The following is a 23324-nucleotide window of genomic DNA, read 5'->3' as shown; positions in this document are numbered from 1 at the left end:
CCCTCCTCCGTGATGAACAGGACCATGCCGGCGATCGCCGCGCGGGCGGCCACCCTGCGGGCAGCGGACGCGGCGTCGACCGGCGCCGGGAGGAAGATGGGCGTGACGCTCAGGCGTCGAACCCCAGCGCCCACCCTTCCTCGAGATCCTCAGAGGAGTACGCCCGGAACGCGAGCATGGTCTCGGTGTCCGTGATCCCCTCGACCTTGGAGAGCTGATCGGCGATGACGTCCGCGAGGTCCTCGTAGCGCTTGAGCTTGACCATGGCGACGAGGTCCCACGCGCCGGTCACGGAGTAGACGGAGCTCACGCCGTCCAGGGCGGCGATCGCCTGGGCGGTCTCGGGGATGCGGGACTTGTCGGTGGTGATCATGACGATGGCGGTGACCATGGGGGCGTCCTTCCTTGGGGCGGACCGACGGGGCCGAGAGCGCGGGGTCGTGCCCCGATCCTACGGCTGAGCTGTGCCCGGGGGCCGTTTGGGCGCCCGGCTGCGGTTCAGGGGCGGCGGCGGGTGAGGACCCGCGCGAGCGCGCGGCGGCCGAGCAGGAACACCCCGAGGACGAGCAGGGTGACAATCACGAAGGACAGCGGGGCGCCACCGAGGCCCCACAGCACCCGCAGCGCCATGCCGATGCCGACCGTTCCCAGCCACACCAGCACGCCGTGCGGCCAGGTGCGGGCCCACGTGCGGTGGCCGCCGGTGAGGATCGTCATCACGATCAGGCCGACCAGGAACGGGCCGGCTGTCTGCAGGAGGCGGGGGAGTCCAGCCGCCGTGTCGTGCTGACCCTGACCCAGCGCGGCGAACACGCTCACCAGCAGGACATCCGCGGCCAGGGCGAGCACGGCGGGAAGCGGTCGGGCGGGGGCGGGGGCATGCCGGTCGGATCTCATGGACCCATTCTCGCGCGCGACGCTCGGCTCTGATGCCGTGCAACAAGGAGTCAGGATTGTCATAGGGATACTGTGGGGTCGTGATCCACGTTCTGCTCCGCACCGCAGACCCCGCGCGCGACCGCGGAGACGTGTCGCGCCTGTGTGCCGTCCTGGCCGCTGCCGACAATCTCGACCACGCGGGGGAGCGCGGCCCGGCGCGGTTCACCGTCCGGGACGACGTGCTGCCCTGCGTCGTCGAGGGCCTCCTCGAGGATCCCGTGGAGGCCGTCGGGCTCGTTCTCGCCGTGATCCGGACGGGCGCGTGGGTCGCCGGGCTCGTCGCCTCCACGGGAGCTCCCGACCCGGATCGCGGCGTGGGCGCCGGGGAGGTGGAGGCGGCTGTCCTCGAGCGGGTCCTGCACCGCGCGGCGGCCTCGACGGGCCGGTGCGCGCTGGAGCTGGACGGGGCTGCCGGCGACGCCTCGGCGCGGCGCCGGCAGGACGCCGCCGAGGCCGCGCTCCAGCTGCTCGGCGTCCTGGAGCAGCGGCGATCCGAGCCCCAACAGGAGGCCGGGCGTCTGGTCGAGTCCGGCGCGAGCCAGCGGGAGGCGGCCGCCGCACTGGAGGTCACCCAGCAGGCGGTGCACGCCCGGCTCAGGAACGGGCTCTGGCACGAGACGCGGACGCTGGCCGCCGCCGTCGCCGCTCTCGTGGCCCCCTCCTCGAGGACCACCGCCCCGTGATCCGGGGCGGACAACTCACACCGCGTCGGGACCCTGCCGGCGAGACGCCACAGGATCAGGGGCGGCGCCGAGCGGTGTCAGGAGGATGTCCGCCCTGCGTTCACTGGCTGACCGTGTCGTCCTCGTCCGTGGCGGGCAGGGGTGCGTGCTGCACCACGTCGTCGGGGGAGAGGAGGCCCGGGTGGGGGACGCCGGCGGCCTCGGAGGCCTTGAGCAGGTTGCTGCGCAGGGTCTGCACGTAGCGAGCCGGACGCTCGGACTTCTCCTCGGGCACCACGCCGCGGGGGAGCCACGGGTTCTGCGTCGCGACGCCGGTGGGGCACGTGTCCGTGTGGCACTTCTGCCCCTGGATGCAGCCGACGGCGAGCATCGCCTCGCGGGCGACGTGCACCATGTCCGCGCCGAGGGCGAACGCCACGATCGCGTTGTCGGGGAGGCCGACCTTGCCCGAGGCGATCCACGTCACGCGGTCGGTCAGGCCGCGCTCGGCGAAGATGCGGTAGACCTCCGTGAACCCGACAGCGGCGATGGACGCCGGGGACCCCGCCAGGAGCGTTACATGACATAATGTCCATTATCGGCTCTTCGGGGCTCCGCCCGCGTGTGCCGTTCGTGGCATCCGCCCGGCGTCGCCGCTCGCCAGGACGTGGAGCGTCCGTAGACTGCCCGCATGACTCTCGTGACCGATCAGCGTGACCGCCCGTTCGTCGCCACCGTGGCCGTCGTGCTGGCCATCCTCACCGCCGGCTACCTGGCCCCGTGGGCCGTGGCCGCTGCTCGCGGACGTGCCAACCACTGGCTCGTGTTCTGGGTGAACCTGCTGCTGGGCTGGACCGTCATCGGCTGGGCCTGGGCCCTCTACCTCTCGCTCACGAGCCACCGGGTGAGCGTGTACCCAGGCATGCGCTGACGCCCGGGATCACCTCGCCTCGGCCCTGCGTCGGACTCCCGACCCGTGTGGTTGACATAACGCGCACGCCCATCATGCGGAGTCCGCCACGTATGCGGCCAAGTGCTCGCCCGTCGTCGTGCCCTCGCCGCTGTGCGCGGCCGCCACGAGGTCGTGCGGGCGCCCCTCGAACACCACCGTGCCGCCCTCGGCGCCGGCGCCCGGGCCGACGTCCAGGATCCAGTCTGCGTGTGCCATGACGGCCTGATGATGCTCGACGGCGATCACCGAGACCCCGGCGTCCACCAGCCCGTCCAGCATGGCCAGCATCCGCCCGACGTCGTGCAGGTGGAGGCCCGTGGTCGGCTCGTCCAGGACGACGACGGTCCGCGCGCCGTCCTTGGCCTTCGCCCGCTCCCCCAGGTGGGTGGCCAGCTTGAGACGCTGACGCTCGCCCCCGGACAGGGTGGTCAGCGGCTGACCGAGCCGGACGTAGCCCAGGCCGACGTCCACGAGCCGCTCGAGGGCGGCGGCCGCCGCCGGCACGCGCGACTCGCCCGCGGAGAAGAACTCCCGCGCCTCCTCCACCGGCATCTGCAGCACCTCGGCGATGTCCCTGCCGCCGAGCATGAACTCCAGCACCTCGTCCATAAATCGCCGCCCCTCGCACACGTCGCAGGTGGCCGCCGTGTCCGTCGCCGCCGCGGCGTCAGCGTAGATCACCCCGGCGCCCTTGCACTCGGGGCACGCGCCCGCGGAGTTCGGGCTGAACAGGGCCGGCTTGACGCCGTTGGCCTTGGCGAACGCCTTGCGCACCGGCTCGAGCAGGCCCGTGTAGGTCGCGGGATTGGAGCGCCGCGAGCCCTTGATCGGCGCCTGGTCGACGACCACAAGGTGGACATCCTCGGCGGCGCTCCCCCGGCGCGTCTGGAGCATCGCCTCGCGCATCAGCGAGGACTTGCCGGAGCCGGCCACGCCGGTGACGGCCACGAGCATGCCCAGGGGCACGTCGACGTCGACGTCCCTCAGGTTGTTCTCCGCGGCCCCGCGCACCCGCAGCGCGCCGTTGCCCGCGCGCAGCTCGGCCTCCTCCTTGAGGCGGGCGCGGTCGTGGAGGTGGCGGCCCGTCGGGGTGTCGGACGCGGTCAGCTCGGCCACGGTCCCGGTGAACGTGACCTCGCCCCCGGCGGTGCCCGGGCCGGGTCCGAGGTCGACGACGTGGTCCGCGATCGCGATGGTCTCCGGCTTGTGCTCCACCACGAGCACGGTGTTGCCCTTGTCGCGCAGGCGCAGCAGCAGGGTGTTCATGTTGGCGATGTCGTGCGGGTGCAGGCCCGTGGTGGGCTCGTCGAACACGTAGGTGACGTCCGTGAGCGAGGACCCCAGATGGCGGATCATCTTGGTCCGCTGCGCCTCTCCCCCGGACAGCGAGCCGGCGGCGCGGTCGAGGGAGAGGTAGCCGAGCCCGATCATCACGAAGCCGTCCAGCAGCTGGCGGATCGACCCGACCAGGCCGCCCACCCGCGCGTCGTCGAGCTCGGCACACCACGCGGCGAGGTCGGTGATCTGCATCGCGCAGAGGTCGGCGATGGACGTGCCGCGGATCCGGGACGAGCGCGCCTGCTCGTTCAGGCGCGTGCCCGCACAGGCCGGGCAGGGAATGGTGGTCACCGCGCGGTCCACGAACGCGCGGACGTGCGGCTGCATGGCCTCGCGGTCCTTCTGCAGGAACGCGCTCTCGATGCTCGCGTAGAGGCCCGTGTAGGTCATGGAGATGCCGGACATGTCGATCTTCACCGGCTCCTTGTGCAGGAGGTCGTGCATCTCCCGCTCGGAGTAGTCCCTGATCGGCTTGTCCGGGTCGAAGAAGCCGGACTCGAGGAACTTCCTCACGGCCCAGCCGTCCGCCGTGTAGCCCGGGATGGTGAAGGGCCCCTCGTTCAGGGACTTGGCCTCGTCGAACAGCTCGGCCGGGTCCAGGTCCTGCTTCGCCCCGGTGCCCTCGCACTCGGGACACATGCCGCCCTGGACGTGGAACGAGCGCCGCTCCTTCTTCCCCTTGTCCTTGCCCGTGGTGAGGGTGACGGCGCCGGAGCCGCTGATCGAGGCCACGTTGAAGGAGTAGGCCTTGGGCGAGTCGAGCGCGGGCTCGGCGATCCTGGAGAACAGGATGCGCAGCAGGGCGTTCGCGTCCGTCACGGTGCCGACGGTCGAGCGCACGTTCCCGCCCAGGCGCTCCTGGTCCACGATGATCGCCGGGGTGAGGCCCTCCATGTGGTCCACGTCCGGGCGCGGCAGTGCGGGCATGAAGCCCTGCACGAACGCCGGGTAGGTCTCGTTGATCATGCGCTGGGACTCGGCCGCGATGGTCGCGAACACCAGGGAGGACTTCCCCGAGCCCGAGACGCCCGTGAACACGGTCAGGCGCCGCTTCGGGATCTCGACGTCGACGTCCTTCAGGTTGTTCTGCCGCGCGCCGACCACGCGGATCGTGCTGTGGACGTCGGCGGGATGGGTCTCGGCGGCGGGTGCGGGCGCGGTGGTCACAGGGGCATCGTAGGCGAGAGCCCCCGCCGCAGGCCCGTCACCTCAGTGCCGCGCGGCAGGCCAGGCCGGAGGGTCGAGGCGCGGGAGGCGCCGGCATCAGCCCTGCACGGCGCGCGTGGCGTGGTCCATCGCGCGGTAGGCGTCGATCTCCCGCGCGTCGTGGGCGCCGCCCACCACGCGCACCGCGGCCTCCGGGTAGCCGGCGGCGACGAGCTCGGCGGCCAGCTCGGCCACGGGCTCCTGCCCCGCGCACACCACGACGTCGGTCACGTCCAGGACGCGGGCCACGCGTCCCCCGACGCCCTCGGCCCCCGGGCCCGGCTCGGACGCCGGCAGCGTGACGTGCAGCCCCTCCGCGTCCACACGCTCGTAGGTCGCCCCGCTGACCGCCTCGACGCCGAGGCGGCGCAGCTCCGCGCGATGCACCCAGCCGGTGGTCGGCCGCAGCCGTGCCCCCACGGGACCGGGGCTGCGCTGGAGCAGCACGACCTCCCGGGCGGGCGCCTCCGGCCGCGGGCGCACCAGCCCTCCGCGGACTCCCGGCGCGTCGGCCACGCCCCAGCGCGCGCGCCAGTGGTCCACGGACTCGGGCTCGCCGTCGGCCCGTTCTCCCCCGGCGGCGAGGAACTCGGCCACGTCCACGCCGACACCTCCCGCGCCGATCACCGCGACGCGCGGCCCGCAGACCACGCGCCCCGCGATGACCTCCTCGTAGCGGTGGACGAACGGGGCACCGGGCTGCCCCGCTCCCGGGAGACCGATCTCCCGGGGCCGCACGCCGGTGGTCACGAGGACCTCGTCGAAGGCCGGCGCCCCCTCCGGTGTCAGGAGCGTTGTACCACTCACCCGTGTGCCGAGACGCATCTCGACTCCCGCCTGCTGCGCCCGTGCCGCGAGGTGCTCGAGCGCCGGGGCGAACTCGTCCTTGCCGGGGATCCGCCGCGCCAGGCGGAACTGGCCGCCCACGCCGTCATGGGCGTCGTAGAGGACGACCTCATGGCCGAACTGCGCCGCGCGGTGCGCGGCCGTCAGCCCCGCCGGCCCCGCGCCGACCACGGCGACGCGGCGGCGCCGCCCGATCTCCACCGGCACCGGCACGGCGTAGAGCGGGTCGGTCTCCCTGCCGGCCCGGGGGTTCATGAGGCAGCTGACGGGCTCCCCCGTGAACACGTGGTCCAGGCACGCCTGGTTGCACGCGATGCAGGGGGTGAGGTCGGCGGGGTCGTCCGAGCCGATGCTCCTCACCCATGCCGGGTCGGCCAGCAGCGGGCGGGCGAGGGCGACGAGGTCTGCGGCGCCGGAGGCGAGGATCTGCTCGGCATCGGCCGGCGTCGTGATCCGGTTCGCCGCGATCACCGGGATGGAGACGGCGTCCCTGACGGCCGCCGTCGTCGGGACGAACGCGGCGCGCGGCACGGAGGTGACGATCGTGGGCACGCGCGACTCGTGCCAGCCGATGCCCGTCATGAGCAGGTCCGCCCCGGCCGCCTCGAATGCGCGAGCGGTGTCCCGGACCTCCTCGAGGTCCTGGCCCTGTGCCACGAGGTCGATGAGCGAAGTCCGCACGGACAGCAGCCCGCGCTCCCCCAGACCGGCCCGCACCGCGGCGACGACCGCGGCCGGGAAGCGGCGCCGGTTGAGGGCGGATCCCCCGTACTCGTCCTCGCGGCGGTTCGTGGCGGGGGCGAGGAACTGGTTGAGGAGGTAGCCCTCGGAGGCCATGACCTCCACGCCGTCGTAGCCGGCCTCCAGCGCCAGGCGGGCGGAGCGCTCGAACGCGGCGACCGTCTCCGCGATGTCCTCCGCGGTCATCTCCCGCGCGGTCAGCCGGGAGATCGGGGCGCGCGTGGCGGAGGCCGAGACGAGCTCCGAGGTCGGGGCGTAGCGGCCCGCGTGCAGGAGCTGGACGAGGATCCGCCCGCCCGCGGCGTGCACGGCGTCCGTGACGACGCGGTGGGCGGCCGCGTCCGCGTCGGAGGCGAGGGCCCCGCCTCCGGACGTGACGGCGCCCTCCGGCACCGGCGCCACTCCTCCGGTGACGATGAGCCCGACGCCGCCGCGTGCCCGCTCCGCGTAGAACGCCGCGAGCCGCGGCAGGTCCTCGTGGCGGTCCTCGAGTCCCAGGTGCATCGAGCCCATCACCACGCGGTTCGGCAGCGCCGTTCCGCGGACCGTGAGCGGCTCGAGCAGGAGGGAGGGAGGGGGCGCGGGGGCGGCGACTGTCATGCGGGTCACAATACCGGCCGGTCGGCCCGGGCTCCTCTCCCGCGCCCGGCCGTGCGACTCTCCCCCGGTCTCCGGCGGCGTCGGTGGGAATTCGGACCTCCATCGGGCAGGATGGAGCGCAGGGGACGCTGTGGCGCAGGCCACGCGCGACGGAGAGCGTCGGGCCGGCACGGCCCGATCACCCCCAGAGCACGGAGGTGTCGGATGGAGTGGATCGAGGCCAACGCCGGATGGCTGTGGCTCGTGCTCGCCCTCGTCCTGGCGGGCGTCGAGGTGCTCACCCTGGACCTGCTGTTCCTCATGCTGGCCGCCGGCGCCGCCGCGGGGGGCGTGGCCGCCCTCGCCGGCGCCGATCTCTGGGTCCAGATCGTGCTGTTCGCCGTCGTCTCCCTCCTGATGCTGACCGCCGTCCGCCCCGCGGCGCTGCGCCGCCTGCACGGCGACGACGCGGCCTCCGCCTCCTACCTCGACACGCTCCCCGGCCGGCGCCTCACCGCCGACGCCGCCATTACGCGCGAGTCCGGGCTGATCGGCGTGGACGGCGACACCTGGTCCGCGCGCGTGGACGCCGGCGCCCCGGACGCCGAGCCCGGCACGGACGTGCGGATCCTCCGCGTGGACGGAGCGACGCTCATCGTCGCCCCCGTCCCGCGCATCGACTGGGACGCCGCCCGAGACTGACCGCCACGGCTCCGCCCGGCCGGCCCTCCCGAACCACCCCCGACCATCCACCGCAGAGGAAGACCCCATGGAACTCCTGATCGTCCTGGTCGTGCTCGCGGCCGTCGTGGTGGTGATCCTGGCCAGCTCGGTCAAGATCATCCCCCAGGCCCGCACGGCCAACATCGAGCGGCTCGGCAAGTACCAGCGCACCGCAGGCGCCGGGCTGACGCTCATCATCCCGTTCATCGACCGCATGCTCCCTCAGGTGGACATGCGCGAGCAGGTGGTCTCCTTCCCGCCGCAGCCCGTGATCACCGAGGACAACCTCGTGGTCTCGATCGACACGGTGGTCTACTTCCAGGTCACCGACGCGAAGGCCGCCACCTACGAGATCGCCAACTACATCCAGGCCGTCGAGCAGCTGACCACCACGACGCTGCGCAACGTGGTGGGCGGCATGAACCTCGAGGAGGCGCTCACCTCGCGCGACTCGATCAACTCGCAGCTGCGCCTCGTCCTCGACGACGCCACGACCCGCTGGGGCCTGCGTGTCTCCCGCGTGGAGCTCAAGGCGATCGATCCGCCCCTGTCCATCCAGGACTCCATGGAGAAGCAGATGCGCGCCGAACGGGATCGCCGCGCGGCCATCCTCACGGCCGAGGGCACCAAGCAGGCCCAGATCCTCACGGCCGAGGGCGAGCGCCAGGCGCAGATCCTCGCCGCCGAGGGCGACGCCCAGGCCCGCGTGCTCCGGGCCAACGCGGAGGCCGAGGCCATCGAGGTGGTCTTCGACGCCATCCACGGCGGTCAGGCGGACTCGGAGGTGCTCGCCTACCAGTACCTCCAGCAGCTGCCGAAGATCGCCGAGGGCCAGTCCAACACCATGTTCGTCGTCCCCGCCGAGCTGACCCGCGCCCTCGAGGGCCTCGGGGAGGCGTTCGGCCCCGGCGCGCGGCGCTCCGGCGGGCAGGACGGGGCCGGTGCAGACGAGGGCGGCTCTCCCGCGTCGGACTCCGCGGCGGGGCGCGACGACGCGGCGCCCGGCACCCGCCGCGCCCTGCGCGGCTCCCGCCCCACCACGGTGGAGGCACTGCGCTCGAGCGGCGTGCTCGAGGCCATGACCGGCGGCGCGGTCACGGCCGACGACATGCCCCAGACCTCCCTCGACGAGGCGCTGGCGACGCCGCAGGGACTCGACGAGCCGACGGAGCCCGGCCCCGTGCCCGGCACCGCCCCCGCCGGGACGACCCAGCCGCCGCGCTGAGCACCCACCGCCACCCGGGCGGGCGGACCCCGTCCGCCCGCCCGGGAATGCCGTGGGAGACTGGGTGGTTGCACCATCGGAGAGACGACCGCCGCGCGCAGCCGCCTCCGCCCGCGAGACGGGCGGAGTCCGCGCGGCCTGACGAGGAGGAAACGTGAGCGATCGCAGCCTGCGCGGCATGCGCCTGGGGGCCCAGTCCCTGGAGTCGGAGGCCGGCGTCGAGCCCGCCGCCCGCCAGCGTGTGGAGTACCGCACCGAGGACGGCGAGCAGGTGTTCGTCACCTTCGCGGTGGAGGCCGACGTGCCTGCCACCTGGACGTCCAAGACGGGCAAGGAGGCCTTCCTGGTCAGCGGCGAGAAGCCGACGGAGCCCGAGGGCAAGCCGGTCCGCAGCCACTGGGACATGCTGCTCGAGCGCCGCTCCATCCCTGAGCTCGAGGAGACCCTCGAGATCCAGCTGAAGAAGCTGCGCGCCAGCCGCGGCGAGGCCGTCGACGCCTGATCCGCTCCCCCGCACGCCATGAGGGCCCGACCACGTGGTCGGGCCCTCGTCGTCTGCGGGGTGCGCCGGTCAGCGTCGGGTCAGCGGCCGAACAGCTTGCCCAGCTGCTCGGCGCGGGCGGCCAGGCCCCAGCGGGTCACGTTGACCACGGCCTCGCCGATGATGCCGCCGCTCATCTTGGACTCGCCGAGCTCGCGCTCGACGAAGGTGATGGGGACCTCCACGATCCGCTTGCCCAGGCGGGCGGTGCGGAACGTCATGTCCACCTGGAAGCCGTAGCCCTTGGACTGCACGTCGTCGAGGTCGATCTCGCGCAGCACGTCCGCGCGGTAGGCGCGGTAGCCGGCGGTGATGTCCGTGAGGTTGAGGCCGAGCATGATGCGGGGGTAGAGCGAGCCGCCGAAGGAGATGAGCTTGCGGGACATCGGCCAGTTGACCATCTTGCCGCCGGGCACGCGGCGGGAGCCGATCACGAGGTCCGCGGTGCGGACGGCCTCCAGGAGTCGGGGCAGCTGCTCGGGCTGGTGCGAGCCGTCGGCGTCCATCTCCACGAGCACGTCGTAGCCGCGCTCGAGCCCCCAGCGGAAGCCCGCGATGTACGCCCCGCCCAGGCCGTTCTTCTCGGCGCGGTGCAGCACGTGGACGCCCGCGTCCTCGGCGGCGCGGCGGTCGGCCCACTCGCCGGTGCCGTCCGGGGAGGAGTCGTCCACCACGAGCACGTCCACCTCGGGGACGGCCTCGCGGAGTCGACCGAGGGTCAGCGGCAGCGACTCGATCTCGTTGTAGGTGGGGATGATGGTCAGCACGCGCATGCGTCTCTCACGCCTTCCTCGGGCCGTTCGGTTCGGCCGTGCGCCGGTCGGCGGGCCGTGGTCATCCGTTCGAGTATAGGAACCGCTCGGGCGCGCGCCGTCCAGCGGCGCGCGCGGCGGGTCTCACGCCTGGACGGCCACCGCGCCGTCCAGCCACGTGGCGCGCCAGCGCGGCAGCGCGGTCTCGGCGTCCAGGGCGGGCAGCAGGGGCGTGCCGGCGCGGGTGTCGGTGCTCCACGCGGCCACGCGGCCGTCCGGGGACTGCACCGTCACGGCATCGGCGTCCCACACGGCGAAGGTGGCCACGGCGGAGACCACGAGGCGCGGGGTGGCCTCCACGCGGGCGGCCGGCACGTCCGGCAGGACGCGCAGGCCGGTGCGGGTGGCGGCGGTGAACGCGGAGCGTGCGGAGATCCGCTCGTCCTCCTTCGGGTGCGTCAGCGCGGCGCGGACGGCCGCCCACGGGTCGCCGTCGGGGCCCGCCGCGAGGGCGAGCGGCACGGCGTCCGCCAGGAGGGAGGCCACGGGGGCGCGCAGGACGCCCTCGGCGTCCGGGGCGACCGTCACGGACGCCCCGATCCCGGCCAGGAACGCGCGGTCCGCGGCGTCGAGGGGCCCGGTCACCGCCAGCCGGTGGCGGACGCGCGCCAGCGCCGGGGCGCCGAGCTCCCCCGCGACGGAGCGCAGGGCGGCGACGGCGGCGGACTGGGCGCGGGCGGCGGCGTCGGGATCCCCGGTGTGGTCCCGGTGGGCCGGCACGAGGTAGGCCTGCTCCCCCGCCTGCGTCGACGCGGCCACCAGCCCCGCGAGGGAGGACGCGTCGAGCCCGTCGTCCGTGGGCAGCCACACGCCCGCGGCCGCGGCGTCCACGGTCTCGGGGGCCCGGTAGACCACGGTCCGGGCGGCCGGTCGGGAGGACGGCGCGGGCGGAGCGGCGTCGGCCTGGCCCTGCGACCGCGCGTCCCAGCCCTCGAGCACGGTGACCACGGCGGCGCCGCGGCGCAGGGCGTCCCGCGCGTCGGCGGCCGTGCCCCACGGGGCCACGAAGGCGGGGGCCACGACCGCCCCGTCCAGGTCCTGGCGCGGCACCTCCGGGCCGGCCACGAGCGCGGCGGAGTCGTCGGACCCCAGCCACGCCACCACGCCGTCGGCCACGAGGGCCGCGGTGGCGTAGGGATCCGAGGCGGAGTGGATGATGCCGTTCGTCAACAGATGCGCTCTCACGCGGCTCACCCTAGCGCCCCGGGCTGGGCGGCGCCGGGAAGGGAGGTGGCCACCACTCCGCGGGCCACCAGGCCCGCCGCGCGTCGGCACGCCCGGGAGCGGTGCGCGTCGCCGGGCACCTGGGCCAGCTGGTCGAGCACGTCGATCACCTGGCGGGCCCAGCGCACGAAGTCGCCCGCCGCGAGGTCCGCGCCCTGCAGGGTGTCCCGCAGGGACTTGCCGCGCACCCAGCGGTGCACCGGCCCCACGAGCCCGGGATCGGTGGGCGGGGTCGGGTCCAGGCGGGCGGCCTGCTCGGCGGCGGCGAGGTCCGCCTCGATCGCCTCCGCGGCCTCCGCCACGCGGGCCAGCCGCGCCGTGGGCATCGGCACCACGCCGCGGGTCTCGCCCTTGCCCTGGTACACGAGCAGCGCCGCCACGCACGCCCACTCCTCGGGCGTCAGCGAGGCCGTCGCCGGGTCGTGCAGCACGAGCGAGGCGAAGAGGTCGCGCTCGCCGTAGATGCGCCGCAGGGTCTGGCCCTTGTCGGTGAGGGCGTCGGCCGGGTCGGCGACGTCGTCGCGGACGTAGCCGTAGGAGTTCAGCAGGCCCACCACGCGATCGAACGTGCGGGCGATCGTGTTGGTGCGACCCGCGATCCGCTCGCGCAGCACCGAGAGCTCACGCTTCATCCCCCACCAGCGCTCGCCCCAGCGCAGGTGCTCCTCCCGGTCCTGGCACCCGTGGCACGGGTGGCGCTCGAGGGCGCGGCGCAGCTCCTCGGCGCGGGGGGCCACGGTGTCCTCCTGCAGGCGGAAGCCCGTGGAGCGGCGTCGTCCCCCCGTGGGCGGGCGGTGGGTCCGCACGGCCTCCCGCATCGCGGCGGCGATGTCCTTGCGCTGCGCGGGGGTCTTCACCTGCAGCAGCTGCGGCAGGACGGCTCCCGCGATCGGGTCCACGGGGCCCGTGACGTCGTCGACCGTGATGCGGCGCAGCTGCGCCTTGTCCGTCACGACGCCCACGCGCGGGTTCTGCGGGTTGCCCGCGGGGAGGACCACGACGGCGCGGCCGAGCTGGCGCCCGTCGTCGAGCTGGATGACGTCGCCGGGCGCGAGGTCCGACAGCGACTCCTTCACCGCCGCGATCTGGGCGCGCCGGCGCCCCTGCGAGCCGGACTTCTGCACGGAGGCGAGCTCCTTGCGCAGCCCGAGGTACTCGCCGACGTCCCCCAGGTGGCACTCCATGGCCGCGGCGTACTTCTCGAGGCTGCTCTCCTTGGACCGGACCTCGCGCGCCAGGCCCACCACGGAGCGGTCCGCCTGGAACTGTGCGAACGAGGACTCGAGGATGCCGCGGGCACGGTCCGCGCCCACCTGGGACAGCAGGTTCACCGACATGTTGTAGGTGGGGCGGAACGAGGAGCGCAGCGGATAGGTGCGGCGCGAGGCCAGGCCGGCGACGGCGGCCGGGTCCAGGCCGGGACGCCACATCACCACGGCGTGGCCCTCCACGTCGATCCCGCGGCGGCCGGCGCGGCCCGTGAGCTGGGTGTACTCCCCCGCCGTGATGTCCACGTGGGACTCGCCGTTGAACTTCACGAGCTTCTCGATCACCACGGAGCGGGCGGGCATGTTGATGCCGAGCGCCAGGGTCTCCGTGGCGAAGACGGCCTTCAGGGCGCCGCCGGCGAACAGGTCCTCCACGGCCTCCTTGAACGGGGGCAGCATGCCGGCGTGGTGGGCGGCGAAGCCCCGGGAGAGGCTGTCGCGCCACGCCCAGAAGCCGAGCACCTCGAGGTCCTCGGGCGGCAGGAGGCGCGCGACCTCCTCGACGCGCTCGGCGACGAGGGCCTTCTCGCGCGGCGTGGTGAGGTCCAGCCCTGCGCGCAGGCACTGCTCCACGGCGCCGTCGCACCCGGCTCGCGAGAAGATGAAGGTGATGCAGGGCAGCAGGCCCTCGCGGTCCAGCACGCGGATCATCTCCGGGCGGGAGGTGGTCATGCTGCGGCGGCGCGGGGCGTCCTCGCCGTGGCCGGTGCGCGCGGCGGCGCCCCGGTCCCGGTCCCAGCCCGACGCCGCCGGACGGCCGGAACGGTCAGGACGATCGTCCCGACCGCCGCGGCCGCCCCTGGTGCGGCCCTTGGGCCCGCCGCCGCGGCCGCCCTTGTCCTGGCGGCGGCCGGGCCGGCCCCAGTCGGGGCGCTGCGCCCCGCGCTCGGCCTCGACGGCCAGGCGCTTGAGCTCGGGGTTGAGCAGGGCGGCGCCGTCCCGGTCCGCGGTGTCCTCGAACGCGACGTCCTCCGCGAAGAGGTCGTAGAGGTGGCTGCCCGCCATGACGTGCTGCCACAGGGGCACGGGGCGGTGCTCGGAGACGACGACGGTGGTGGCGCCGCGCACGGTGTCCAGCCACGCGCCGAACTCCTCCGCGTTGGACACGGTGGCGGAGAGGGAGATCAGCTGCACGTGCTCGGGCAGGTGGATGATCACCTCCTCCCACACGGGGCCGCGGAAGCGGTCCGCGAGGTAGTGCACCTCGTCCATCACCACGAACCCGAGGTCGGTGAGGGCGTCGGAGTCCGCGTAGAGCATGTTGCGCAGCACCTCCGTGGTCATCACCACGACCTGCGCGTCCGGGTTGATGGAGGTGTCACCGGTGAGCAGGCCCACCCGCTCGGCGCCGTGGGCGCGCACCAGGTCCGTGTACTTCTGGTTGCTCAGCGCCTTGATGGGCGTGGTGTAGAACGCCTTGGTCCCCCGGGCCAGGGCGAGGTGGACGGCGAACTCCCCGACCACCGTCTTGCCCGCTCCGGTGGGCGCCGCCACGAGCACGCCGTGGCCGTCCTCCACCTCGCCGCACGCACGCACCTGGAAGTCGTCCAGGGGGAAGCCCAGGCCCGCGGCGAACAGGCCGAGCTGGGATCCGGCGTGGGTGCGGGACGCCCGGGCGCGGGCGTAGCGCTCGGCCGGGCTGAGCTGCGGCTCGTCGTGGGGCAGGGCGTCATCGCCCCTCGGCTCGTTCGGGATGACGGGGACCATGACCGCCACCCTAGCGGCCGGTTCTGGCGGCAGAGGAAGCGCGGCGCCCGTCTCCGCCGTGGGCGGAGACGGGCGCCGGTCGACCCTGCGGGGCCGGGGTCAGATCTCGTCGAGCGGGCGGGGGCCGGCGGCGATCTCCGCCTCGACGTCCTGCTCGCGGTGGCCGGCGCGACGCGCGCGACGCCGGTCGTTCAGAAGGCAGAGCACGATGGAGGCGCCGAAGAGCAGCACCAGCGGGACCGCGAGGTAGAACATCGAGACGGCGTCGCTGCCGGGGGCGGCCAGCGCGGCGATCAGGGCCACGCCGAACACGGTGATGCGCCAGTGCTGGACGATGGTGCGCCCGGGGAGCACGCCGATCATGTTCAGCCCGACCAGGAACACCGGCAGCACCAGGGAGGCCCCGAAGGCCAGGAACAGGCGCAGCACGAACGGGATGTACGACTGGGCGGGGATCAGGTTGGGCATGTTGGCCGGCGAGAACTGGATGAAGAACTGCACGGCCTGGGGCATCACGAGCCAGCCCAGGCCGACGCCGGCGAGGAACAGCGGGATGGCGACGCCGAGGAACCCGAGCGCGTAGCGCTTCTCGTTCTTCTTCAGGCCCGGCATCACGAACGCCCAGATCTGGTAGAGCCACACCGGGCTCGAGACGAGCAGCCCGATGAACATCGACACCTGGAGCATGATGTCGAACGGCGCACCCACGGAGTCGAAGGTCACGGCGGAGAGCCGGCCCTTGCCGGCCTCGACCACGGGGGCCACCAGCGCGGTGAAGATCGGCTCGTAGAGGAGGAATCCCACGATGGAGCCGAGCGCGATGGCCACGGCCGAGATCAGGATGCGGTTGCGCAGCTCCGTGAGGTGCTCGCGCAGGGGCATCTCCCCGTGGGGGTTCTTCTGCTTCCGGGCCTTCGTGCGGCGCCGCCCGGCGGTGCGCTCCTCACCCTCGACGGAGGTCATGGATGCGGTGCCTCTCGCGGATCAGCGGTCGTCGCGCGGGCGGGGGTCCGGGTCCACGACGCGGCCCTCGACCGGCTCCGTGGCGTCCGCGGCGGTGGAGCCGTTGCTCGGCTTCTCCTCCTTGCCCTCGGTGCGCATCTGCTTCACCTCGGAGGAGAAGATGCGCATGGACTGGCCCAGGTTGCGGGCCATCGTGGGGAGCTTGGGCGCGGCGAACAGCAGCAGCGCGATCAGGATGATGATGACGAGCTGCCATCCCTGGAGTCCGGCCATGGTGGAGGGTCCTTTCGATCGGTTCCTGCGCCTAGGCTACCCCGGTGCGGGCCCGTCGAGCGGCCCTCCCGGCCCGCTCCGCGACCTCCGCGCGCAGCGCCGCCGGGGCGAGCACCTCGACGTCGCCGGCGTGCCGGGCCACGAGCGCCGCGGCGACGTCCGCGCCGGTCAGCGCGAGCCGGGTGACACGGTCCCCTCCGGGCAGGTGGGCCTGCGCGAGGGGGTGGTAGCCGTCCGCGGCGTCGCGCACGCGGTGGGACCACCGCACCACCGCGACGAGCCCCTCGTCGCCGGCGTCGGCGGGAGCGTGGGAGGCAGCGGGGCGCGGGCGGGGCCGGAACCTCTCGCCGGTCTCCCGGATCTCGCTCACGCGGTCCACGCGGAAGACCCGGTGGTCGCCGGCCTCGCGGCACCACGCGTGCAGGTAGAGCCGGGTGCGGTCCTGGACCACGGCGAGCGGCTCCACGTCCCGCTCGGACTGGGTGTCCGAGCGCACCGCGTGGTAGCGCAGCCGCAGCACGCGGTGCTCCGCGATCGCGTCCAGGAGCGTGCGCACCGTCTCCGGGTCCACCGCCACGTCCCAGTGCGCGACGACGGCGGCCGGGCCCGCCGCGCCCGGCGCGGGGGCGTCGAGGAGGGCGGCGCTCTCCGAGTCCTCGGCCAGCGGCTCCCCCGCGGCGATCAGCCGCTCGCGGATCCGGCGCTGCGCCGAGCGGGCGGCCTCCCGGTCCGCGGCGGGCAGCACGGTCATGTCCGCCACGGTCTGGAGGGTGGCCACGAGGGTGTGCGCCTCCGGCAGGGTGAGCCGCACCGGGGCGGCGAGCTCGGCCGCCTGGTGGACGCGGATCCGGCCGCCCTCCTCCTCCACGTCGAACTGGAAGCCGGGGAACTCGCGCTCGGGCATGCCGCAGTACGCGAGGAGCTCGAGGTCGCGGTCCAGCTCCCGGGACGTGACGCCGAGGCGGTCCAGCAGCTCGGCACGCTCCACGCCTCCGGCGCGGTTGGCCAGCCCCACGATGTCCAGGAGCCGGCCCACGAGGTCCTCGCTCGAGTGTCGGGCGCGGCGGCGCACGGGCGGGGCCAGCGACAGGGACTCCCACGCGGGATCCGGCTCTGGGGCGTGCACGGCGGCGGCGGCCTCGAGGCCCTCGGCGAGACGGTGGACGAGGCCCGCATGGGCCGGGGAGAAGAGGGCCTCCCCCAGGAGGGCGGCCACCTCGGCGCCGAGCCCGTCCTCACGAGCTCCGCCGGCGGCCTCCCACAGCTCCCACCCCTCCGCCGGCGGGGGGCCGTCGTCCGCCCGCGGGTCCACGGCGCGCCCGGCCACCCGCACCGCCTGGCCGCGTCCCGGCGCGAGCCACACCCGCACGCGCTCGGCGTCGGCCTGCCCGGCCAGGCGCACGCGCAGGCCGGCGGCGTCATAGCCCTCGGGACGCGCGGGGGCCTCGGGGGCGTGCTCGGCGAGCACCGGATCGGTCTCCATGCGGGTGAGGCGGAAGCTGCGCTCGGCGCCGCGGTCCAGGTCCCATCCGGTGGCGTACCAGCGCCCCCGCACGAGGGTGAGGAACCAGACGCGCACGGTCCGCTCGCGCAGCGCCCCCGCGGCGTCGCGGTACGCGAAGCGCACCGTGCTCTGCTCGGCCGCGGCCTCGGTGAGCACCTCGAGCCGCGGATCCGACCGCGGCATCACGGTGTGGTAGCCGGCGAGGGCGTCGTCGTCGGCCAGGTCGGCCGGATGGAAGAGCAGCCCGACGGCGCGCACCACGTCCGCGCGCAGCGGGGAGTCCGCCCACAGCCGGCGGGCCCGCACGAGCGCCCGGCGCTCGTCCACCGTCAGGTCGAGGTCGCGCAGCAGGAGCGCCTCGCGGTCCACGCGGTACCGCGATCCCTCCTCCGCGTCCTCGCCGCCGTCGTCGGCCCGGGCGGCACGCAGCAGCGGGACCCCCACGGCGCGCAGCACGCGGCGGTCCCGCTGGAACAGCTTGGCGAACGCCCCCTCGCCCAGGTCCTCGTAGCCGACCACGAGGCGACGGATCTGCTCCCGCGTGTAGCCGCGGGGCTCGTGGAGGAGCAGCCACAGCAGGGAGATGATCCGCTCGGCGGGCTCGGCGGTGGAGCGGCGGGCGAGGGAGGCGGCCACGGCGTCAGGGTCGGGTCAGTCGATCGAGACCAGGTCGCACACGAAGATGAGGGTCTCGTCCGGGCCGATGGCGCCCCCGGCCCCCTGGGACCCGTAGGCCAGGTGCGGCGGGATCTCGAGGCGACGGCGACCGCCCACCTGCATGCCGAGCAGGCCCTGGTCCCACCCGGCGATGACCTGGCCGACGCCCACGGTCAGCGGCAGCGGAGTGCCGCGGTTCCACGAGGCGTCGAACTCCTCGCCCGTGGACCACGAGACGCCCACGTAGTGCACCTGGGCGCGGGATCCGCGCTCCACCGCGGGGCCGGAGCCGGGGATGAGGTCCTCCACCACGAGCTCGGTGGGCGGGGTGTCGCCCGGGAACTCGATCTCGGGGCGGTCGCGGTCGTAGTCACGCTGGCCGAAGGACACGGCGTTCTCCTTGGGGTCGGGGATGGGGGGGTCAGTTCTGCGGGGCGGCCGGAGCCTGGGCGTCGAGGATGTCCACCACGAAGAGCAGCGGCTCGTTCGGGCCGATCTTCGGCGGACTGCCCTGCTCACCGTAGGCCTTGTCCGCAGGGATGGACAGCAGGACGCGCGAGCCGACCTTCTGCCCGGCCAGGCCCTCCTTCCAACCCGGGATCACGCCGTTGAGGCTGAACGTGGCCGACGCGCCACTCTCCCACGAGGAGTCGAAGGTCTCCCCGTCGGACCACGTCACGCCGCTGTACTGCACGGTGACCGTGTCGTCCTCCCCGACCTCGGCGCCCTCGCCCTGGATGAGGGGCTGGACCACCATCTCCGCCGGAGGGCTGCCCTCGGGCTTGGCGATCGTGGGCGTGCCGTCCTCGCCCACGCTGACCTCGGGCAGGCGATCGTCGCGCTCCGTGACCTCGGCCCCCTGGGCCGTGCGCGGCACGATCGCGTCGATGCGGTAGACGAACAGCTGCGCCGGCACCGTGGTCGTGGAGGGCGAGGCGGACGGGGAGGAGGACGCGGATGAGGACGCGGACGGGGCCGGGCCGGTGGGCTCCTGACGCTCGGGCGAGTAGGCCGCGACGACGCTGCCCACGCCGTTGGTGGCGAACAGCTCGAACATCTCGGGGAACATCTGCTGGACCCGGTCGTCCAGCGGCGTGGTCTGTGGCTCCGAGGAGAAGTTCTCGGCCTCCACCTCGCCCGTGTCCGGGTCCACGATCACCGTGGAGAACTTCACGACGTCGCCCGACCGGGCCATCTCGCCCTCGCCGGCCGTGAGGACCCGCGTGCTCGGCTGGTCGGTCTCGATCGGCGTCTCGATCCTCACCTCGGGCTCGCCGTTCTCCGCCTCGGTGACGTGCACGCCCTCGAGCGCGCCGGGCTCGCCCTGGCCCTCGCCGGCGGCCTTGCGCGGCGCCTCGGACTCGCCTGCCTGCTGCGTGGTGCTCTGCGAGGACTGCGCCGAGGGCTCGGGCTCCTCGCCGGCGTCCTGCCCGCCGGCACACCCTGTGGCGAGCAGGAGGGAGGCGAGGCCGAGGGACAGCAGGGTCAGCGGACGCCGACGACGGGACGCGCCCGGGATGGGGTTCTCGTGGGTGGTCATGCGGGCCACCCTAGCGGCGGTGGCTGGGGAATCCGGTCAGCCCGCCGCCCCCACCCGCTCGAAGAGCCGGTCGACCGCGGCCGAGGAGGTCTCGAACGGGTCCTTCGCCGAGATGGCGTGCAGCGGGTGGTCGGTGAGCTTCAGGGTCGTCCAGTCGACGGCGTAGTCCAGGCCGCGCTCCCGGGCGCGGGCCACGAAGTCCGCGCGCACGCGGGCCCGGGTGGTGGGCGGGGCGGTCTCGACGGCGGACCGGACGGCGTCCTCGGGCAGCAGGCGGGCGACGGCGCCGCGCCGGAGCAGCAGGCGGAACAGCCCCCGGTCGGGGTCGATGTCGTGGAAGGCCAGGTCCAGCTGGGCGAGGCGGGGCGCCTCCCAGCCCAGGTCGTGGCGGGCCCGGTAGTCCTCCAGCAGGCGCAGCTTGATCGCCCAGTCGATGCGATCCTCGATGCGGGACCGGTCACCGGTGCGGACGGCGTCGAGCACCTCGCCCCACAGGGTGAGGATCTCCCCCACCCGGTCGTGGTGGGCGCCCTCCACGGCGACGAACGCGCGGGCCCGCTCGAGGTAGTGCTCCTGCAGCTCGAGGGCCGAGGCGTCGCCCTCGCGCAGAGCGATGCGCGCGGTGCCCGTGAGGTCGTGTGAGATCTGCCGGACCGCGCGGGTGGGGCTGGCGACGACCCGGTCCCCGAGCGGGAAGCCCGCCTCGATCATCCGCAGCAGCAGGTCGGTGGCGCCGAAGCGCAGCAGGTGGGTGTGCTCGGAGAGGTTCGTGTCCCCCACGATCACGTGGAGGCGCCGGTACTCGGAGGCGTCCGCGTGCGGCTCGTCCCGCGTGTTGATGATCGGCCGGGACCGCGTGGTGGAGGAGGACACGCCGTCCTGCACGAAGTCGGCACGCTGGGAGAAGGCGAAGTGCGCCGTGCCCGAGCCCTCCGGCCACGTGCCGGCGGGGACCACACGGCCGGCGCCCACCAGGATCTGGCGGGAGACGAGGAAGGGCACGAGCGCCTCGGTGAGGCGGCGGTACTCGGTGCGCCGGCGGAGCAGGTAGTTCTCGTGGCTGCCGTAGGAGCTGCCCGAGGAGTCGGCGTTGTTGCGGTACAGGTAGATGCGCCCGCCGATGCCGTCGGCGGCCATGTGGTCTTCAGCCTGGGCAATGAGGTCCTGGAGGATCAGGTCACCCGCGGCGTCGGAGGCGATCAGCTCCTCGAGCGTGGAGCACTCCGCGGTGGCGTACTCGGGGTGCGAGCCGACGTCGAGGTAGAGGCGGGAGCCGTTGCGGACGAAGACGTTCGAGGACCGGCCCCACTCCACCACGGGGCGGAAGAGGTAGCGGACCACCTCCTCCGCGCTCAGGGGCCGGGCGCCGGGGTTCCAGTGCTGCACGCCGTACTCGGTCTCGAGGCCGAAGATGCGGCGGGAGCGCTCCGCGTCCGCGGGAGCGACGCCGATCACTGGCCGCCCTTCTGGACGAAGCCCTTGACGAACTCCTCGGCGTTGGACTCGAGGACGGCGTCGATCTCGTCGAGGAGGCTGTCCAGGCCGGCGTCCTGGGACGCGGGGCGGGCCTGCGCCTGGCCGGCCGAGGCGGCCGCGTCGTCGTCGCCGGCGGGGCGGGGGCCGGTCTGGTGCTGGGCCTTGTCCTGGGCCATGGTCGGTGCTCCTTCTGCGGCGGTGCGGGGGCGCCTGCGATCGGGCGTCGCCCTCGACCCTACGCCGCGGGGCGGTGGGGCGCGACGGCGGCCGGTGCCAGGATGTCCCCATGCGACTGTGGACGCCCCACCCGAAATACCTGGACCGCCAGGGCCTCACCGGAGGCTGGCGCGAGGCCCTTCTCGCCCAGGCCGTGCTGGCCGGACGGACGAAGGGCTACCAGCACCATCCCCAGCTCGAGCGGTTCCGCGCGCATCCCGACCCGCACCGCGCCGTCGGGGCGTATCTCACCGGCCTCGCGGACGAGGCCACCGCGCGCGGCTACCGCTTCGACCGCTCCCGGATCGACCATCCGGGGACGGACGCCGTGGAGCCCGTCCCCGTGACCGCCGGCCAGCGGGACTACGAGTGGGAGCACCTGCGGGCCAAGCTCGCCGCCCGCAGCCCCGAGTGGCTCGCCCGCTGGGAGGACGTGGCGGTCCCCGACGTCCACCCGCTCTTCACGGTCCGCCCGGGCCCCCTCGAGGGGTGGGAGCGACCCCTGGGCTGAACGCCCTCGGGCTGGGAGGATGTCCGCATGATCCGCCACGAGAGCATCGAGGACTACCTGACCCGCCTGGCCTCCGGGGAGCCCACCCCCGGCGGCGGCGCCACCGGGGCGCTCGCCGTCGCCGAGGGCGTCGGACTGATCTGCATGGCCGCCCGCTTCTCCGAGCGGGAGGATCTCGCGGCGGAGGGCGAGAAGGTCATCGGCGCCTGCCTGCGCCTCTCGGACGCGGACGAGCGCGGCTTCGCGGCCGTCGCCGACGCCTACGGGCTCCCCCAGGACACGCCCGAGCAGAAGGAGCACCGCTCGGCCGCCGTCCAGGACGCGCTCGCCGAGGCCGTCCGTCCCCCGCGGGACATCGTCGACGCCGTCGCGGCCGCGCTCGACCTCGCCGAGCGCGTCCTCGCGGACGCGAACCCCCACGTCCTCTCCGACGTCGGCACCGCGCTGGGGTGCGCCCGCGCCGGGCTCACCGCCGCGGTGGTCACCCTGCTGACGGACCTGTCCCCGTTGAAGGACGAGACGCTCGCGGACGAGCTGCGCGCCGAGATCGACCGGGCGGACCGGCTCACCGAGCGCGCCGACGCGATGCTGGCGCGGGTCCGGGAGTCGATCGCGGGCTGAGCCGGGTGCGGCTCAGTGCTCGCCGACCCGGCGGGCGTGGGCGACGGCCGCCTCCGCCCCGCCCTGCCACGGGCCGCCGTGGCCGGGCAGTACCGTGCGCGCCCCCGTGGAGGCGATCGCGTCGAGGGAGGCCATCGCCTGGGCGGTGTCCTTCGTGGCCGCCGAGGCGACGATCTGCGGTCCGGTGCGCCCGGTGTACGGGTCCAGTGTCACGAGGGCGTCGGCACTGATGACGGCGTCCCGGTCGGGCAGGTGCAGGATCACGTGGCCGTCCGTGTGGCCGGGGGTGTGGATCACGTGCGGCCGCCCGGGCACGGGGGCCGGGGCGCCGGCCGCGAGGGTCCGGGTCTCCTTCACCCCCCCGGACCTGGAGGGCCCCGGCCAGCGCCATGCCGCCGATCAGCGGCAGGGACCGGGGATGCAGGAGCGGGTAGAGGACGCGGCTGCTCTGGGGCTTGTAGCGGTACGGGTGGGCGGCCAGGCGCCGGTCCCCCTCGTGCACCAGCACGGGCAGCCCCCAGGCGCGCTGCGCGCGGCGGGCGAAGCCGACGTGGTCGAAGTGCCCGTGGGTGAGCACGAGCGCCCGGACCTCGTCCGGTCGGCGCCCGAGCTGTTCGAGCGCGTCCTGGAGCATGGGCCACATGCTGGGCAGCCCGGCGTCGACCACGGTGACCCCGTCCTCGTCCTCGAGGAGGTAGAGGTTGACGTTCGCGTGGGTGAGCAGGTGCACGCCGTCGGCGACGCGGGGGATGAACATGGGGGCCTCCTGAGGCGCGGGTGGTCCGGGGCGGTGCGGCGGC

At 74.4% G+C, this 23324-nt stretch carries 23 protein-coding genes and 1 pseudogene; 7 read left to right on the top strand and 17 right to left on the bottom strand.

Going from position 1 to position 23324, the window contains the following annotated elements:
• Positions 1–109: 109 nt before the first annotated feature.
• Both AB0302_RS04185 and AB0302_RS04180 read right to left on the bottom strand, forming a co-directional pair.
• The gene (locus AB0302_RS04185) at positions 110–391 is read right to left on the bottom strand and encodes an Lrp/AsnC ligand binding domain-containing protein (protein ID WP_248115556.1); all 282 of its coding nucleotides are present in this window, start codon (positions 389–391) and stop codon (positions 110–112) included.
• Between the two features lie 107 nt (positions 392–498).
• Positions 499–897, bottom strand: coding sequence for a DUF3054 domain-containing protein (locus AB0302_RS04180; RefSeq protein WP_248115555.1), 399 nt, complete (start codon positions 895–897; stop codon positions 499–501).
• An 80-nt stretch (positions 898–977) separates the two neighbouring features.
• On the opposite strand from AB0302_RS04180, the gene AB0302_RS04175 reads away from it, so the two are divergent.
• The gene (locus AB0302_RS04175; protein WP_248115554.1) at positions 978–1622 is read left to right on the top strand and encodes a hypothetical protein; all 645 of its coding nucleotides are present in this window, start codon (positions 978–980) and stop codon (positions 1620–1622) included.
• Positions 1623–1722: 100 nt separating this feature from the next.
• On the opposite strand, the gene AB0302_RS04170 is transcribed toward AB0302_RS04175, so the two are convergent.
• Positions 1723–2172, bottom strand: coding sequence for a glutamate synthase-related protein (locus tag AB0302_RS04170; RefSeq protein ID WP_366370615.1), 450 nt, complete (start codon positions 2170–2172; stop codon positions 1723–1725).
• Positions 2173–2292: 120 nt separating this feature from the next.
• On the opposite strand from AB0302_RS04170, the gene AB0302_RS04165 reads away from it, so the two are divergent.
• A complete protein-coding gene (locus AB0302_RS04165; RefSeq protein ID WP_366370607.1) occupies positions 2293–2532 on the top strand; it encodes a superinfection immunity protein in 240 nt (79 codons plus the stop codon).
• A 72-nt stretch (positions 2533–2604) separates the two neighbouring features.
• On the opposite strand, the gene AB0302_RS04160 is transcribed toward AB0302_RS04165, so the two are convergent.
• Positions 2605–5058: an excinuclease ABC subunit UvrA gene (locus tag AB0302_RS04160; protein WP_366370606.1), complete on the bottom strand. Its 2454-nt coding sequence runs from the start codon at positions 5056–5058 to the stop codon at positions 2605–2607.
• A 96-nt stretch (positions 5059–5154) separates the two neighbouring features.
• Entirely contained in the window at positions 5155–7284 is a 2130-nt protein-coding gene (locus tag AB0302_RS04155; RefSeq protein WP_366370605.1) for an NADPH-dependent 2,4-dienoyl-CoA reductase, read from the bottom strand.
• Between the two features lie 204 nt (positions 7285–7488).
• Here AB0302_RS04155 and AB0302_RS04150 point away from each other — a divergent pair, with 204 nt between their 5' ends.
• The 3 genes from AB0302_RS04150 to AB0302_RS04140 all read left to right on the top strand — a co-directional run bounded on the left by AB0302_RS04150 (position 7489) and on the right by AB0302_RS04140 (position 9713).
• Positions 7489–7965 (top strand): NfeD family protein, encoded by a 477-nt coding sequence (locus tag AB0302_RS04150; RefSeq protein WP_248115550.1) that lies wholly within the window; start codon positions 7489–7491, stop codon positions 7963–7965.
• A 67-nt stretch (positions 7966–8032) separates the two neighbouring features.
• A complete protein-coding gene (locus AB0302_RS04145) occupies positions 8033–9211 on the top strand; it encodes an SPFH domain-containing protein (RefSeq protein WP_319074280.1) in 1179 nt (392 codons plus the stop codon).
• A 154-nt stretch (positions 9212–9365) separates the two neighbouring features.
• A complete protein-coding gene (locus AB0302_RS04140) occupies positions 9366–9713 on the top strand; it encodes an RNA polymerase-binding protein RbpA (RefSeq protein ID WP_248115548.1) in 348 nt (115 codons plus the stop codon).
• Positions 9714–9793: 80 nt separating this feature from the next.
• On the opposite strand, the gene AB0302_RS04135 is transcribed toward AB0302_RS04140, so the two are convergent.
• The 10 genes from AB0302_RS04135 to AB0302_RS04090 all read right to left on the bottom strand — a co-directional run bounded on the left by AB0302_RS04135 (position 9794) and on the right by AB0302_RS04090 (position 21352).
• On the bottom strand, positions 9794–10525 hold the full coding sequence (locus AB0302_RS04135; protein WP_248115547.1) for a polyprenol monophosphomannose synthase: 732 nt from the start codon (positions 10523–10525) through the stop codon (positions 9794–9796).
• A 123-nt stretch (positions 10526–10648) separates the two neighbouring features.
• Positions 10649–11749 (bottom strand): hypothetical protein, encoded by a 1101-nt coding sequence (locus AB0302_RS04130; protein ID WP_366370604.1) that lies wholly within the window; start codon positions 11747–11749, stop codon positions 10649–10651.
• A 5-nt stretch (positions 11750–11754) separates the two neighbouring features.
• Complete coding sequence (locus tag AB0302_RS04125) at positions 11755–14763, bottom strand: DEAD/DEAH box helicase (RefSeq protein WP_366370603.1); 3009 nt, start codon at positions 14761–14763, stop codon at positions 11755–11757.
• A 99-nt stretch (positions 14764–14862) separates the two neighbouring features.
• A complete protein-coding gene (gene tatC, locus AB0302_RS04120; RefSeq protein ID WP_366370602.1) occupies positions 14863–15726 on the bottom strand; it encodes a twin-arginine translocase subunit TatC in 864 nt (287 codons plus the stop codon).
• Between the two features lie 21 nt (positions 15727–15747).
• The gene (locus AB0302_RS04115) at positions 15748–15999 is read right to left on the bottom strand and encodes a twin-arginine translocase TatA/TatE family subunit (RefSeq protein ID WP_319074288.1); all 252 of its coding nucleotides are present in this window, start codon (positions 15997–15999) and stop codon (positions 15748–15750) included.
• Between the two features lie 31 nt (positions 16000–16030).
• Positions 16031–18139 (bottom strand): WYL domain-containing protein, encoded by a 2109-nt coding sequence (locus tag AB0302_RS04110; protein ID WP_366370601.1) that lies wholly within the window; start codon positions 18137–18139, stop codon positions 16031–16033.
• 15 nt (positions 18140–18154) lie between these two features.
• Positions 18155–18550 (bottom strand): FKBP-type peptidyl-prolyl cis-trans isomerase, encoded by a 396-nt coding sequence (locus AB0302_RS04105; protein WP_319074290.1) that lies wholly within the window; start codon positions 18548–18550, stop codon positions 18155–18157.
• Positions 18551–18581: 31 nt separating this feature from the next.
• Positions 18582–19700, bottom strand: coding sequence for an FKBP-type peptidyl-prolyl cis-trans isomerase (locus tag AB0302_RS04100; protein ID WP_366370600.1), 1119 nt, complete (start codon positions 19698–19700; stop codon positions 18582–18584).
• Positions 19701–19736: 36 nt separating this feature from the next.
• Complete coding sequence (gene pafA / locus AB0302_RS04095) at positions 19737–21152, bottom strand: Pup--protein ligase (RefSeq protein ID WP_366370614.1); 1416 nt, start codon at positions 21150–21152, stop codon at positions 19737–19739.
• The gene (locus AB0302_RS04090; RefSeq protein ID WP_248115539.1) at positions 21152–21352 is read right to left on the bottom strand and encodes a ubiquitin-like protein Pup; all 201 of its coding nucleotides are present in this window, start codon (positions 21350–21352) and stop codon (positions 21152–21154) included. Before AB0302_RS04090 ends, pafA begins: the two co-directional genes overlap by 1 nt.
• Before the next feature lie 110 nt (positions 21353–21462).
• On the opposite strand from AB0302_RS04090, the gene AB0302_RS04085 reads away from it, so the two are divergent.
• Both AB0302_RS04085 and AB0302_RS04080 read left to right on the top strand, forming a co-directional pair.
• Positions 21463–21903, top strand: coding sequence for a pyrimidine dimer DNA glycosylase/endonuclease V (locus AB0302_RS04085; protein WP_248115538.1), 441 nt, complete (start codon positions 21463–21465; stop codon positions 21901–21903).
• 27 nt (positions 21904–21930) lie between these two features.
• A complete protein-coding gene (locus AB0302_RS04080) occupies positions 21931–22524 on the top strand; it encodes a cyclodeaminase/cyclohydrolase family protein (RefSeq protein ID WP_366370599.1) in 594 nt (197 codons plus the stop codon).
• 12 nt (positions 22525–22536) lie between these two features.
• Here the strand turns inward: AB0302_RS04080 and AB0302_RS04075 are convergent, their stop codons facing one another.
• Positions 22537–22881 carry an MBL fold metallo-hydrolase gene (locus AB0302_RS04075; protein ID WP_366370598.1) on the bottom strand — a complete coding sequence of 115 codons (345 nt, stop codon included), beginning with the start codon at positions 22879–22881 and terminating at the stop codon, positions 22537–22539.
• Positions 22882–22984: 103 nt separating this feature from the next.
• A pseudogene (locus AB0302_RS04070) lies at positions 22985–23281 on the bottom strand (MBL fold metallo-hydrolase); the annotation flags it as partial.
• Between the last annotated feature and the right edge of the window lie 43 nt (positions 23282–23324).

Source organism: Micrococcus sp. NPDC078436, from assembly GCF_040702705.1.
GTDB lineage: Bacteria > Actinomycetota > Actinomycetes > Actinomycetales > Micrococcaceae > Micrococcus.
Note: the sequence above shows the minus strand (reverse complement) of the source record. Positions and strands in the feature narration are given on the sequence as shown.

What these genes read in the sequence shown, in the direction of transcription:
- AB0302_RS04085 (WP_248115538.1), top strand. Translation starts at nt 21,463, where the DNA reads ATGCGACTGTGGACGCCCCACCCGAAATACCTGGACCGCCAGGGCCTC.
- AB0302_RS04145 (WP_319074280.1), top strand. Translation starts at nt 8,033, where the DNA reads ATGGAACTCCTGATCGTCCTGGTCGTGCTCGCGGCCGTCGTGGTGGTG.
- AB0302_RS04185 (WP_248115556.1), bottom strand. Translation starts at nt 391, where the DNA reads ATGGTCACCGCCATCGTCATGATCACCACCGACAAGTCCCGCATCCCC.
- AB0302_RS04165 (WP_366370607.1), top strand. Translation starts at nt 2,293, where the DNA reads ATGACTCTCGTGACCGATCAGCGTGACCGCCCGTTCGTCGCCACCGTG.
- tatC (WP_366370602.1), bottom strand. Translation starts at nt 15,726, where the DNA reads ATGACCTCCGTCGAGGGTGAGGAGCGCACCGCCGGGCGGCGCCGCACG.
- AB0302_RS04180 (WP_248115555.1), bottom strand. Translation starts at nt 897, where the DNA reads ATGAGATCCGACCGGCATGCCCCCGCCCCCGCCCGACCGCTTCCCGCC.
- AB0302_RS04100 (WP_366370600.1), bottom strand. Translation starts at nt 19,700, where the DNA reads ATGACCACCCACGAGAACCCCATCCCGGGCGCGTCCCGTCGTCGGCGT.
- AB0302_RS04150 (WP_248115550.1), top strand. Translation starts at nt 7,489, where the DNA reads ATGGAGTGGATCGAGGCCAACGCCGGATGGCTGTGGCTCGTGCTCGCC.
- AB0302_RS04080 (WP_366370599.1), top strand. Translation starts at nt 21,931, where the DNA reads ATGATCCGCCACGAGAGCATCGAGGACTACCTGACCCGCCTGGCCTCC.
- AB0302_RS04135 (WP_248115547.1), bottom strand. Translation starts at nt 10,525, where the DNA reads ATGCGCGTGCTGACCATCATCCCCACCTACAACGAGATCGAGTCGCTG.
- AB0302_RS04155 (WP_366370605.1), bottom strand. Translation starts at nt 7,284, where the DNA reads ATGACAGTCGCCGCCCCCGCGCCCCCTCCCTCCCTCCTGCTCGAGCCG.
- AB0302_RS04115 (WP_319074288.1), bottom strand. Translation starts at nt 15,999, where the DNA reads ATGGCCGGACTCCAGGGATGGCAGCTCGTCATCATCATCCTGATCGCG.
- AB0302_RS04090 (WP_248115539.1), bottom strand. Translation starts at nt 21,352, where the DNA reads ATGGCCCAGGACAAGGCCCAGCACCAGACCGGCCCCCGCCCCGCCGGC.
- AB0302_RS04125 (WP_366370603.1), bottom strand. Translation starts at nt 14,763, where the DNA reads ATGGTCCCCGTCATCCCGAACGAGCCGAGGGGCGATGACGCCCTGCCC.